Origin of the sequence: Enterobacter cloacae complex sp. AR_0002, assembly GCF_001922365.1 — a bacterium.
Taxonomy (GTDB): domain Bacteria; phylum Pseudomonadota; class Gammaproteobacteria; order Enterobacterales; family Enterobacteriaceae; genus Enterobacter; species Enterobacter hormaechei_C.
The window spans coordinates 4,713,483-4,726,645 of the sequence record NZ_CP018814.1 but is presented as its reverse complement, the minus strand read 5'-3'; the positions used below and the strand labels follow the sequence as shown (position 1 = coordinate 4,726,645).

8 protein-coding genes are annotated in these 13,163 nt (G+C 56.1%); 1 reads left to right on the top strand and 7 read right to left on the bottom strand.

The features are described 5' to 3' along the window. Nucleotides 1-51: 51 nt before the first annotated feature. From eno to rlmD, 5 genes are all read right to left on the bottom strand, one after another. Nucleotides 52-1,350, bottom strand: coding sequence for a phosphopyruvate hydratase (eno, locus tag AM329_RS23475; RefSeq protein ID WP_006811784.1), 1,299 nt, complete (start codon nucleotides 1,348-1,350; stop codon nucleotides 52-54). Between the two features lie 82 nt (nucleotides 1,351-1,432). Beyond that, the gene (gene pyrG / locus AM329_RS23470; RefSeq protein ID WP_003862718.1) at nucleotides 1,433-3,070 is read right to left on the bottom strand and encodes a glutamine hydrolyzing CTP synthase; all 1,638 of its coding nucleotides are present in this window, start codon (nucleotides 3,068-3,070) and stop codon (nucleotides 1,433-1,435) included. A 223-nt stretch (nucleotides 3,071-3,293) separates the two neighbouring features. After that, complete coding sequence (gene mazG / locus AM329_RS23465) at nucleotides 3,294-4,085, bottom strand: nucleoside triphosphate pyrophosphohydrolase (RefSeq protein ID WP_032610052.1); 792 nt, start codon at nucleotides 4,083-4,085, stop codon at nucleotides 3,294-3,296. Nucleotides 4,086-4,152: 67 nt separating this feature from the next. Continuing rightward, nucleotides 4,153-6,384 carry a GTP diphosphokinase gene (gene relA, locus AM329_RS23460; protein ID WP_003862722.1) on the bottom strand — a complete coding sequence of 744 codons (2,232 nt, stop codon included), beginning with the start codon at nucleotides 6,382-6,384 and terminating at the stop codon, nucleotides 4,153-4,155. 51 nt (nucleotides 6,385-6,435) lie between these two features. After that, nucleotides 6,436-7,734 carry a 23S rRNA (uracil(1939)-C(5))-methyltransferase RlmD gene (gene rlmD, locus AM329_RS23455; protein WP_032610053.1) on the bottom strand — a complete coding sequence of 433 codons (1,299 nt, stop codon included), beginning with the start codon at nucleotides 7,732-7,734 and terminating at the stop codon, nucleotides 6,436-6,438. 57 nt (nucleotides 7,735-7,791) lie between these two features. Here rlmD and barA point away from each other — a divergent pair, with 57 nt between their 5' ends. Next, complete coding sequence (gene barA / locus AM329_RS23450; protein WP_003862726.1) at nucleotides 7,792-10,551, top strand: two-component sensor histidine kinase BarA; 2,760 nt, start codon at nucleotides 7,792-7,794, stop codon at nucleotides 10,549-10,551. A 50-nt stretch (nucleotides 10,552-10,601) separates the two neighbouring features. Here barA and AM329_RS23445 read toward each other — a convergent pair whose 3' ends face one another. Together AM329_RS23445 and gudD are read right to left on the bottom strand one after the other, a co-directional pair. Continuing rightward, nucleotides 10,602-11,747 carry a glycerate kinase gene (locus AM329_RS23445; RefSeq protein WP_032610054.1) on the bottom strand — a complete coding sequence of 382 codons (1,146 nt, stop codon included), beginning with the start codon at nucleotides 11,745-11,747 and terminating at the stop codon, nucleotides 10,602-10,604. Between the two features lie 77 nt (nucleotides 11,748-11,824). Continuing rightward, nucleotides 11,825-13,162, bottom strand: a complete 1,338-nt coding sequence (gene gudD / locus AM329_RS23440; protein WP_032610055.1) for a glucarate dehydratase — start codon at nucleotides 13,160-13,162, stop codon at nucleotides 11,825-11,827. Nucleotide 13,163: the final 1 nt, after the last annotated feature.

Sequence of the window (13,163 nt, the reverse complement as noted above, 5' to 3'; positions counted from 1 at the left end):
AAACAAAAAACCCGCCGAAGCGGGTTTTTTCGTAAGAACGAAGGTTCAGGCTTATGCCTGGCCTTTGATCTCTTTACGACCGTTGTAAGGTGCTTTTTCGCCCAGCGCTTCTTCGATACGAATCAGCTGGTTGTATTTAGCAACACGGTCAGAACGGCTCATAGAACCGGTTTTGATCTGGCCAGCAGCGGTACCAACAGCCAGGTCAGCGATGGTAGCGTCTTCAGTTTCGCCAGAACGGTGAGAGATAACCGCGGTGTAGCCAGCGTCTTTCGCCATTTTGATCGCAGCCAGCGTTTCGGTCAGAGAACCGATCTGGTTGAATTTGATCAGGATGGAGTTAACGATACCTTTCTCGATGCCTTCTTTCAGGATCTTGGTGTTGGTTACGAACAGATCGTCACCAACCAGCTGGATTTTGTCGCCCAGTACTTTGGTCTGGTATGCGAAACCATCCCAGTCAGACTCGTCCAGACCGTCTTCGATAGACACGATTGGGTACTGTTTGGTCAGGTCTTCCAGGAAGTGGGTGAACTCTTCAGAGGTGAACGCTTTGTTGCCTTCGCCAGCCAGAACGTATTTACCGTCTTTGTAGAATTCAGATGCTGCGCAGTCCATCGCCAGGGTGATGTCTTTGCCCAGCTCGTAGCCTGCTGCTTTAACCGCTTCAGCGATAACAGCCAGTGCTTCTGCGTTAGAACCCAGGTTTGGCGCGTAGCCGCCTTCGTCACCAACAGCCGTGTTCATACCTTTAGCTTTCAGAACTTTAGCCAGGTTGTGGAACACTTCAGAACCCATACGTACCGCTTCTTTCAGGGTTTTCGCGCCAACTGGCTGAATCATGAATTCCTGAATATCAACGTTGTTGTCTGCGTGCTCACCACCGTTGATGATGTTCATCATTGGTACAGGCATAGAGTATTTGCCTGGGGTGCCGTTCAGTTCAGCGATGTGCTCGAACAGTGGCATGCCCTTAGCTGCTGCTGCCGCTTTGGCGTTCGCCAGGGAAACCGCCAGGATTGCGTTCGCACCGAAGTTAGATTTGTTTTCAGTACCGTCCAGATCGATCATGATCTTGTCGATGCCAGCCTGATCTTTAGCATCTTTGCCAACGATAGCCTGAGCAATAGGACCGTTAACAGCGCCAACCGCTTTCAGTACGCCTTTGCCCATGAAACGGGATTTGTCGCCATCACGCAGTTCCAGCGCTTCGCGGGAACCTGTAGAAGCACCTGATGGAGCCGCTGCCATACCGACGAAACCACCTTCCAGATGAACTTCAGCTTCAACGGTCGGGTTACCACGGGAGTCGATGATTTCACGACCGATGACTTTAACGATTTTGGACATTAGATTTTCCTCAGTACAAGTTAAACTAAAACTCCAGACAAACAACGCGTACCAAAGGTACGCGTTGCCGTTCTAACTTTTTTTACTTCGCCTGACGCTTCTGGTACTCGCTGGCGGCTTTCACGAAGCCTGCAAACAGCGGATGCCCGTCACGCGGCGTTGAAGTAAATTCCGGGTGGAATTGGCAGGCCACGAACCACGGATGGTTAGGCACTTCGATGATCTCGACTAACTGATCATCCCCGGAACGGCCCGCAACACGCAGACCCGCAGCTTCAATTTGTTTCAACAACATGTTGTTGACTTCATAGCGGTGACGATGGCGCTCGGTGATGACCGGCTCGCCGTACAGCTTGCGTACCACGCTATCGTCGGACAGCTGGCAGGCCTGTGCGCCAAGACGCATGGTGCCACCCAGATCGCTCTTCTCGGTACGGACTTCGACGTTACCGTCTTCGTCGCGCCATTCCGTAATCAGCGCCACAACAGGGTACTTACAGTCTGGCACAAATTCCGTAGAGTTCGCGTTTTCCATTCCCGCTACGTTGCGCGCAAATTCAATCAGCGCAACCTGCATACCCAGGCAGATACCGAGGTATGGAATATTGTTTTCACGCGCATAGCGTGCAGTGGCGATCTTGCCTTCAACACCACGGTAGCCGAAGCCGCCAGGGATGAGAATCGCATCCAGATCTTTGAGAATTTCGACGCCGCGCGTCTCCACATCCTGCGAATCAATCAGCTTGATGTTCACAGAGACGCGATTCTTCAGACCACCGTGTTTCAGCGCTTCGATAACTGACTTATAGGCATCTGGCAGTTCGATGTACTTGCCGACCATACCGATAGTCACTTCGCCGCCCGGATTGGCTTCTTCGTAAATTACCTGCTCCCATTCAGACAGGTTAGCTTCCGGACAGTTCAAGCTGAATCGTTTACAAATATAATCGTCCAGACCCTGTGATTTCAACAGGCCCGGGATTTTATAAATGGAATCGACATCTTTCATTGAAATAACGGCTTTTTCAGGCACGTTACAGAACAATGCAATTTTCGCACGTTCGTTCGCCGGAATCGCGCGATCGGAACGGCAAACCAGGATGTCAGGCTGAATACCGATGGAGAGCAGCTCTTTAACAGAGTGCTGAGTCGGTTTGGTTTTCACTTCACCTGCTGCCGCCATGTAAGGCACCAGCGTCAGGTGCATGAACAGCGCGTGCTCACGACCAATATCTACCGCCAGCTGACGAATCGCTTCGAGGAATGGCAGGGATTCGATATCCCCCACGGTACCGCCGATTTCAACCAGCACAACGTCATGCCCTTCGCCACCGGCAAGGACACGCTCTTTAATGGCGTTAGTGATGTGTGGGATGACCTGCACGGTCGCGCCCAGGTAGTCACCACGGCGCTCTTTACGCAGAACGTCAGAGTAGATACGGCCAGTCGTAAAGTTGTTACGACGGGTCATTTTGGTACGGATGAAACGCTCGTAGTGGCCAAGATCCAGATCGGTTTCAGCGCCGTCTTCAGTAACGAACACTTCCCCGTGTTGGGTTGGGCTCATGGTGCCAGGATCGACGTTGATGTACGGATCCAGTTTCATCATGGTCACATTGAGGCCACGGGCTTCAAGAATGGCTGCGAGGGAGGCTGCGGCAATGCCTTTACCCAGAGAGGATACGACCCCGCCGGTCACAAAAATATAGTTCGTTGTCATGCTGAACCTGAGAAGTTAGGGTGAAACGATGGAATAACCAGGACGGGAAAGTAGTATACCCGAACACGACGAGCGCCACAAACTTTCATTCTCCGTCTCCATTCCAGGCCATGACAAACATAAGGAGTGAGAAAATAGCCCCTTTTGGGTAAATGTTTTTGACGCAAATCAAGCGCTTGTCATTTAAAAAATCACACAAATTGCGCTTGATCGCAAAATCTCGTTAGAGATCATGTTCCTGGCGTTTTACTTCCTGCCAGACTTCTTCCATCGCGTCGAGGTCAATCCCGCTCATTTCCAGGCCGCGCGAGGCCACAATCCGCTCAACTTCGCGAAAGCGTCGTTCGAATTTAATGTTCGCTTTTTGCAGGGCGGTTTCCGCTTTTACACCGAGGTGGCGTGAAAGGTTGACGGTTGCAAACAGCAGATCGCCCATCTCCTCTTCCAGCTTTGCTTCATCCACAACGGCCTGCTGCGCTTCATGCATCACTTCGTCGATCTCTTCGTGTACTTTTTCCAGCACCGGGCCGAGAGAGGTCCAGTCAAACCCTACCGCCGAGCAGCGCTTTTGAATTTTGTGCGCGCGCATCAGCGCGGGAAGGTTCAGGGGAATGTCGTCCAGCGCCGAGTGCTGGGATTTTTCAGCGCGTTCAGCGCTTTTTATCTGCTCCCAGCGCGCCAGCACTTCCACACTGTTACCTGCGGAGGCATCACCAAAGATATGCGGATGACGACGCTCCAGCTTGTCGCTGATAGCGGCGCAGATATCGTCAAAGTTAAAGCGCCCCTCTTCCTGCGCCATCTGCGCGTAGAACACCACCTGGAACAGCAGGTCGCCCAGCTCACCGCGCAGATCGTCGAAATCCTCTCGCGAAATGGCGTCCAGCACTTCGTAGGTCTCTTCCAGCGTGTAAGGCGCAATGGTGGCGAAAGTCTGCTCTTTATCCCACGGGCAGCCGTTTTCCGGGTCGCGCAGGCGTTTCATGATGCCGAGCAGGCGGTCGATTTGAGTCATAACAGATTCCATTAAATGCCTGAGCCGGGTGGCGGCGTTGCCTTACCCGGCCTACAGAAGAGGATGTTTAGCCGCCGTGCAGACGACGCGCGTCAATCACATCCGGCACCTGGTTCAGTTTGCCGAGTACGCGGCCCAGCACCTGAAGGTTATAGATTTCGATAGTCATATCGATGGTGGCAAGCTGCTCGCGGGTATCGCTGCGGCTGGCAACGCCCAGCACGTTGACCTTCTCGTTGGCGAGAATGGTGGTGATGTCGCGCAGCAGGCCGCTGCGGTCGTTGGCAGTGACGCGCACCACCAGCGAGTAACCCGCCGAGTAGCTCTCCCCCCAGACGGCTTCCACGATACGTTCCGGCGCATGCGATTGCAGCTCTGCAAGCTGGTCGCAGTCGGAGCGGTGAATCGAGATCCCGCGCCCCTGGGTGATAAAGCCGACAATATCATCTCCCGGGATCGGCTGGCAGCAGCGGGCAATGTGGTGCATCAGGTTACCCACCCCTTCAACCACCACGCGGCCATTGTCCTTGCTGCGCTGCTGCGGAGCATAGGTTTTCTGCTGGAGCTGTTTCAGGGCTGCCGCATCCTGCTCTGCCGCGCTTGGCTTGTTGAACTGCGCTTGCAGGAAGTTCACCATCTGGTTCAGGCGGATATCACCGCCGCCAATCGCCGCTAACAGTTCGTCGAGCTCGTTGAAGTTGTAGCGCGGCAGCAGGAACTTCTCCGCTTCTTTCAGGCTAATGCCAATATGTTCCAGCTCGTCGTCCAGGATCTGGCGACCGGCAAGGATGTTCTTGTCACGATCCTGCTTACGGAACCAGGCGTGAATTTTTGAGCGCCCACGGCTGGTGGTAACGTAACCGAGGTTCGGGTTCAGCCAGTCGCGGCTTGGGTTTGGCTGCTTCTGGGTGATGATTTCAATCTGATCGCCCATCTGGAGCTGGTAGGTAAACGGTACGATACGTCCGCCGATCTTCGCCCCGATGCAACGGTGCCCCACATCGCTGTGGATGTGGTAGGCGAAATCGAGCGGCGTGGAGCCTGCCGGCAAATCCACCACGTCCCCTTTCGGGGTAAAGACGTAGACGCGATCGTCGAAGACCTGACTGCGCACTTCGTCGAGCATTTCGCCGGAGTCGGCCATCTCTTCCTGCCACGCAATCAGCTTACGCAGCCAGGCGATACGGTCCTCGTGACCGGAGCGACCGCCGCCGGAGGTACCCTCTTTATATTTCCAGTGCGCCGCCACGCCCAGCTCGGCGTCTTCGTGCATCTGTTTGGTACGGATCTGAATTTCCACCGTTTTGCCGCCAGGGCCGAGCACCACGGTATGAATAGACTGATAGCCGTTTGGTTTCGGGTTCGCGACGTAGTCATCGAACTCATCCGGCAGATGGCGGAAGTGAGTATGCACTATCCCCAGCGCGGCATAGCAGTCCTGAAGACGCTCCGCCACGATACGCACCGCGCGCACGTCAAACAGCTCGTCAAAGGCGAGGTGTTTCTTCTGCATTTTGCGCCAGATGCTGTAGATGTGCTTTGGACGCCCGTAGACCTCGGCGCGCACATTCTCCTCTTTCATCGACTGGCGCAGCCCGCTGACAAATTCCTCGATATAGTGCTCGCGGTCAATGCGGCGTTCGTGCAGCAATTTTGCAATGCGTTTGTATTCCGCCGGATGCAGGTAGCGGAAGCAGTAATCTTCCAGCTCCCACTTCAGTTGCCCGATACCCAGACGGTTCGCCAGCGGCGCATAGATATTCGTACACTCTTTGGCGGCCAGGACGCGCTCGTCTTCCGGCGCATCCTTTACTTCACGCAGATGGGCAACCCGTTCGGCCAGCTTGATCACCACGCAGCGGAAATCATCTACCATCGCCAGCAGCATACGACGAACGTTATCCACCTGCTCGGAAGAGACAGAGTCAGTTTGCGCGGCTTTAAGCTGACGAATGGCTGCCATATCACGCACGCCGTGGATGAGCGCCACGACGGACTGGCCGACGCTTTCACGCAGGACGTCTTCCGTCACTACGTCGGCGTCCGCCAGGGGGAACAGCAGTGCGGCCTGTAGCGTTTCGATGTCCATGTTCAGCATGGAGAGAATTTCAACCATCTCCACGCCGCGCCACAACAGCAGTTCAGCGTCCGGATGCCCCTGCGTTGTGCGTAAACAATAGGCCCAGGTTTCGGTTAAGCGTTCACACGACTGCTGGCTGGAAATCCCCAGACTTGCGATCCATTTTTGAGGGTCAAACTCACCAGCTTTATTTAAATGTGCACTTCTTACCGCAACCATCGTCCTCTCCTTTAGGGACAAGGGCCTGTCGAAGTCGACAAGCCAAACTCATTAGATGTGCTCGAACAACACCATCAATTCCAGATGACCAGTGTGCGGGAACATGTCCAGCATTGCCAGACGCCGAATCTGGTAACCCCCGCTCAATAATGCTTCGCTGTCACGGGCAAGCGTCGCCGGGTTACAGGAAACATAGACCACGCGTTCAGGCGCGAGTTTAATTATATGCTGCATCACGCCTGGCGCACCTGCGCGCGCCGGATCGAGCAGGATCTTATCAAAGCCCTGCTTAGCCCACGGTTGCTGAGTGACATCATCCTCAAGATTTTGATGAAAGAATGTCACATTTTGCAAACCGTTCTGTTGGGCGTTCTCCTGGCCTTTCGCCACCAGCGCCTCAACGCCTTCCACTCCGACCACGCTTGCTGCTCTGCGGGCCAGCGGCAGGGTAAAGTTCCCCATGCCGCAGAACAGATCGAGCACCCGGTCAGTGGGCTGTACGTCGAGCCATTCCAGCGCATTCGCCACCATCTGCTGGTTCACGCCGTCGTTGACCTGGATAAAATCCCGCGGGCTGAACGTTAAGCGTAGCCCGTCTGACGCATACCAGGGCGCTTCTCCGCTGACCTGCTCAAGTATCTCGCTTTGCGGCGCGAGGAAAAGCGCAAGCTCATGAGAATGCGAAAAGCGTTCCAGTTTTTCGCGATCCGTCTTTGACAGCGGCGCGGTGTGGCGCAGCACCATCAGCGGGCCACTGTTGGCCAGCACCAGTTCGACATGGCCGAGCGAACGCACGCCATCCAGCGATGCAAGACAGTGGTGCACGTCCGGGAGCAATGCCTCAAGATGGGGCACCAAAACAGGGCACTGCGTGACAGAGACGATATCGCTGGAGCCGGCTTTGCGAAACCCCATCTCCAGCCGCTCGGTTTTGGGCTGGTAGCTGAGGCTCAGGCGAGCGCGGCGACGGTAGCCCCAGGGCCGATCGGCAATGATGTCATTCACGTCGTGCCCGACCAGGCGGGCCAGCGCGCTGCTTTTACTTTTTTGCTGTAATTCCGTGCTGGCATGCTGTTGCTGGCAGCCACCGCAGACGCCAAAATGGGGGCAGCGAGGCGTCACGCGCTCCGGGCTATCATTAAGACGGCGCTTGACCTGACCGCGCGCATACTGACGTTTGTCTTCCGTCAGCGTAATATCTGCACGTTCTCCTGGCAGCAAACCTGTGATAAACAGTGTTTTACCCTTGTGACGCGCCACCCCCTGTCCAAAAGGATCGAGGTCAGAGGCTTCAACAGTTATGATCTGACGCGTCGTCACGCGTCGTTTTGCAGAGTAGAATTGCGCCATCGCCGAGATTGTTCTCAAATAAACATAATTAGCCTGATTGTCCCATAACGGAACTCCATGACCAACTACAGCCTGCGCGCGCGCATGATGATTTTGATCCTCGCTCCTACCGTTCTCATCGGTTTGCTGCTGAGCATTTTCTTTGTGGTGCATCGCTATAACGATTTGCAGAGACAGCTTGAAGATGCCGGGGCCAGTATTATCGAACCGCTGGCCGTCTCCAGCGAGTACGGCATGAACCTGCAAAACCGTGAATCCATTGGTCAGTTAATCAGCGTATTGCACCGCCGTCATTCAGAGATCGTACGCGCCATTTCCGTTTATGATGAGCATAACCGTCTGTTCGTCACCTCGAATTTCCATCTGGATCCCACGTCGCTGAAAATCCCGGATGGTACCCCCTTCCCGCGTCATCTTACGGTGTTGCGGCGAGGCGATATCATGATCCTGCGCACGCCGATTATCTCCGAAAGCTATTCACCCGACGAATCTGCCCAGTCCGATGCGAAGTCCAGCAATAATATGCTGGGATATGTGGCGCTGGAGCTGGATCTCAAGTCGGTACGGCTCCAGCAGTACAAAGAAATATTCATCTCCGGCGTGATGATGCTGTTCTGCATCGGCATAGCGCTGATCTTCGGCTGGCGACTGATGCGCGACGTCACGGGGCCTATCCGCAACATGGTGAATACCGTTGACCGGATCCGCCGGGGTCAGCTCGACAGCCGCGTGGAAGGCTTTATGCTCGGCGAGCTGGATATGCTGAAAAACGGCATCAACTCAATGGCGATGTCGCTGGCGGCTTATCACGAAGAGATGCAGCACAACGTTGACCAGGCCACCTCTGACCTGCGCGAAACGCTGGAGCAGATGGAGATCCAGAACGTGGAGCTGGATCTGGCGAAAAAACGTGCTCAGGAGGCGGCGCGTATTAAGTCTGAATTCCTGGCGAACATGTCGCACGAGCTGCGCACGCCGCTGAACGGGGTGATTGGCTTTACCCGTCTGACGCTCAAAAGCGAGCTTAACCCAACTCAGCGTGACCATCTGCATACCATTGAACGCTCAGCCAATAACCTGCTGACCATTATTAACGACGTACTGGACTTCTCGAAGCTGGAAGCGGGCAAGCTGATTCTGGAGAGTATCCCCTTCCCGCTGCGCAGCACGCTGGATGACGTGGTCACGCTTCTTGCCCACTCATCGCATGATAAGGGGCTGGAACTGACGCTCAATATTAAAAATGATGTGCCGGATAACGTCATTGGCGACCCGCTGCGCCTGCAACAGGTCATTACCAATCTGGTGGGCAACGCGATTAAGTTCACCGAGAGCGGCAACATCGACATTCTGGTCGAAAAAAGGGCGCTCAGTAATAACAAAGTCCAGATTGAAGTGCAGATCCGGGATACCGGCATTGGTATTCCGGAGCGCGATCAGACGCGTCTGTTCCAGGCTTTCCGCCAGGCCGATGCGAGCATTTCCCGTCGTCACGGCGGAACGGGCCTGGGGCTGGTGATCACCCAAAAGCTGGTGAAAGAGATGGGAGGCGATATCTCCTTCCACAGCCAGCCTAACCGGGGCTCAACCTTCTGGTTCCATATCAACCTTGATCTTAACCCGAACGTGCAGACCGACGGCCCGGTCACCGGGTGCCTGAAGGGGATGCGTCTGGCCTATGTGGAACCGAACGCCGCGGCGGCGCAGTGTACGCTGGATGTATTAAGCAGCACGCCGCTGGAGGTCATCTACAGCCCGACCTTCTCCGCGCTGGCGAACGATCATTACGATATCCTGTTGTTGGGGATTCCGGTGACGTTTACCGGAGAACTGACCATGCAGCAGGAACGCCTGGCGAAGGCGGCCTCAATGACGGACTACCTGCTGCTGGCGCTGCCGTGCCACGCCCAAATCAACGCCGAAGAGCTGAAAAACGACGGAGCGGCGGCGTGTCTGCTGAAACCCCTCACCGCCACACGGCTGTTACCTGCGTTGACCGAATATTGCCGTCTGACGCATCAGTCCCTGCCGCTGGAAAATGACGAACATAAGCTGCCGATGACGGTGATGGCCGTGGACGATAACCCGGCGAACCTGAAGCTGATTGGCGTGCTGCTTGAGGATCAGGTTCAGCACGTTGAGCTGTGTACCAGCGGCGCCGAAGCCGTGGAACAAGCCAAACAGATGCAGTTCGACCTGATCCTGATGGATATTCAGATGCCGGGCATGGATGGCATCCGCGCCTGCGAGTTGATTCGCCAGCTTCCGCACCAGCAGCAGACGCCGGTGATTGCCGTGACGGCGCACGCGATGGCGGGGCAAAAGGAGAAACTGCTGGGTGCGGGCATGAACGATTATCTGGCGAAACCGATCGACGAAGAGAAGCTGCACAGCCTGCTGCTGCGCTACAAGCCGGGGCACATTGGCGGGACATACACCATTACAGCTGAATCGCCGGAGATCAGCGTTAACCAGAATGCCACGTTTGACTGGCAACTGGCGCTGCGCCAGGCGGCAGGCAAACCCGATCTGGCCCGCGATATGCTGCAAATGCTGGTGGACTTCCTGCCTGAGATCCGTAACAAGGTTGAAGAACAGCTGGTGGGTGAAAACCCCGAAGGACTGCTGGAAGCCATTCATAAACTGCATGGCAGCTGCGGCTACAGCGGCGTACCGCGGTTGAAAAATCTCTGCCAGTTGCTTGAACAGCAGCTCCGCGCGGGTACGCCAGAATCCGATCTCGAACCGGAGTTCCTGGAGCTGCTGGACGAGATGGACAACGTGACGCGGGAAGCAATGAAGGTGTTGGGGAGCTAAGACCAAAGCCCGGTGGCGCTTCGCTTACCGGGCCTAAAGGAGCACGAACGTTAACGCGACATCCCCTGCCCCATCTTTATCACCGCCGCAATATTCCTTGCGGCCATCTGTACATTCTGTTGCGCATTTTCCAGCGCATCCTCCAGCGAGCAGATGGTGTAAATCACGCTGAATACGGCATCCAGTCCGTGCTCATGCACCACGCCAACATCCGCCGTCAGGCTGCCGGCAATGCCAATAACCGGCTTGTTATAGCGTTTCGCGACTCTCGCCACGCCAACGGGCACTTTTCCGTGGATCGTCTGGCTGTCGATACGCCCTTCGCCCGTGATCACCAGATCGGCGTCCGCGACCTGTTCATCGAGATGCAGGGCATCGGTGACAATCTCAATCCCCTGACGGAGCTGTGCGCCGCAAAATGCATACAGCGCCGCCCCCATTCCGCCAGCCGCACCGCCGCCCGCCAGGTTTAAGACGTCAATATCCAGATCCCGGGCGATAATTTTTGCGTAATGCGCAAGCGCGTTGTCCAGCGTCCTGACCATCTCCGGCGTCGCCCCTTTCTGCGGACCAAATACCGCAGAAGCGCCAGTCTCGCCGATCAGGGGGTTGGTTACATCGCAGGCCACTTCAATTCGACAGTCTGCCAGCCGCTTGTCCAGCCCGCTAAGATCGATATGCGCAAGGCTTGTCAGTTCGCCGCCGCCCGGCCCAACGGGCTGCGCTTTCGCATCCAGCAGTTTTACGCCCAGCGCCTGCACCATGCCTGCGCCACCGTCATTGGTCGCGCTGCCTCCAATGCCAATAATGATATGCTTAACGCCCGCATCCAGCGCATGACGGATCAGTTCCCCGGTTCCCCAGGAGGTGGTGATTAACGGGTTACGCTTTGCAGGAGCAACAAGCTCCAGACCGCTCGCTGCCGCCATCTCGATAAAGGCGCTTTTCCCGTCTCCGGATAACCCGAAAAACCCTTCCACGCGTTCACCCAAAGGCCCGGTAACAGGAACATGGACAAGACGCCCATGCGTGGCTGCCACCATCGCTTCCACCGTCCCTTCGCCACCATCGGCAACCGGTAATTTGACATAGTGCGCTGACGGGAAAATTTCGCGAAAACCGACCTCTATCGCTGTTGCCACCTCCAGCGCGCTCAAGCTTTCCTTATACGAGTCCGGAGCGATAACAATTTTCATAAGCCATCCTTACGCATGTTAGTTACGTTAAGCATACACCACGTAAGGGACCACTCATGGGAGCGGTCCCAATGAGCTTATCGTACCATGCACGGACGTTTATTGTCGAATCTCCACTCTGAGATCAGGTATTGCATCGCCAGCGCGTCATCACGCGCGCCAAGGCCGTGTTTCTGGTAAAGCTCATGCGCTTTCATGACCTGGTCCATATCCAGCTCAACGCCCAGCCCCGGCGTAGCAGGAACTTGCACCATGCCGCCTTTGATTTCAAACGGCTGTTTGGTCAGGCGCTGGTTGCCCTCCTGCCAGATCCAGTGGGTGTCGATGGCGGTAATGTTGCCCGGCGCAGCGGCCGCCACGTGGGTGAACATCGCCAGCGAGATGTCGAAGTGGTTGTTGGAGTGGGAGCCCCAGGTCAGGCCGAACTCATGGCACATCTGCGCCACGCGAACCGAGCCCTGCATCGTCCAGAAGTGCGGGTCTGCCAGCGGAATGTCCACCGATTGCAGCGAGAGCGTGTGCCCCATCTGACGCCAGTCGGTCGCGATCATGTTGGTGGCGGTTGGCAGCCCGGTGGCGCGACGGAACTCCGCCATTACTTCACGTCCGGAGAACCCCTGCTCGGCGCCGCACGGATCTTCCGCGTAGGCCAGCACGCCTTTAAGCTGCTTACCGATTTTGATCGCCTCATCAAGCGACCAGGCACCGTTCGGATCCAGCGTGACGCGCGCCTGCGGGAAGCGCTTCGCCAGCGCGGCGATCGCCTCTGCTTCTTCTTCACCCGCCAGTACGCCGCCTTTCAGCTTGAAGTCATTAAAGCCATATTTTTCATACGCGGCTTCCGCCAGGCGCACCACCGCGTCCGGGGTCATCGCTTCATCGTGACGCACACGATACCAGTCGCATTTTTCGTCCGGCTGGCTCTGGTACGGCAGCGGGGTGAGTTTGCGGTTGCCGATAAAGAACAGGTAGCCGAGCATTTCCACTTCGCTGCGCTGTTGGCCGTCGCCCAGCAGGGAGGCGACATTGACGCCCAGATGCTGGCCCAGCAGATCCAGCATCGCGGCTTCAATGCCCGTGACCACATGGATAGTGGTGCGCAGATCAAACGTTTGCAGACCACGGCCACCCGCATCACGATCGGCAAAGGTCGTGCGCACGCGAGTCAGCACATTTTTGTACTCGCCCAGCGTTTTACCCACCACCAGCGGAATGGCGTCCTCCAGCGTTTTACGGATCTTCTCCCCGCCCGGGATTTCACCGACACCGGTATGCCCTGAGTTGTCCTTGATCACCACAATATTACGGGTGAAGAACGGCGCATGGGCGCCGCTCAGGTTCATCAACATGCTGTCATGTCCCGCGACAGGAATGATCTGCATGGAGGTAACTACAGGGGTAGAAAATGTGCTCATC

Excerpts from the sequence above, each read along its gene's own strand:
- eno (WP_006811784.1), bottom strand. The coding sequence starts at position 1,350 with ATGTCCAAAATCGTTAAAGTCATCGGTCGTGAAATCATCGACTCCCGT.
- pyrG (WP_003862718.1), bottom strand. The coding sequence starts at position 3,070 with ATGACAACGAACTATATTTTTGTGACCGGCGGGGTCGTATCCTCTCTG.
- mazG (WP_032610052.1), bottom strand. The coding sequence starts at position 4,085 with ATGACTCAAATCGACCGCCTGCTCGGCATCATGAAACGCCTGCGCGAC.
- relA (WP_003862722.1), bottom strand. The coding sequence starts at position 6,384 with ATGGTTGCGGTAAGAAGTGCACATTTAAATAAAGCTGGTGAGTTTGAC.
- rlmD (WP_032610053.1), bottom strand. The coding sequence starts at position 7,734 with ATGGCGCAATTCTACTCTGCAAAACGACGCGTGACGACGCGTCAGATC.
- barA (WP_003862726.1), top strand. The coding sequence starts at position 7,792 with ATGACCAACTACAGCCTGCGCGCGCGCATGATGATTTTGATCCTCGCT.
- AM329_RS23445 (WP_032610054.1), bottom strand. The coding sequence starts at position 11,747 with ATGAAAATTGTTATCGCTCCGGACTCGTATAAGGAAAGCTTGAGCGCG.
- gudD (WP_032610055.1), bottom strand. The coding sequence starts at position 13,162 with ATGAGCACATTTTCTACCCCTGTAGTTACCTCCATGCAGATCATTCCT.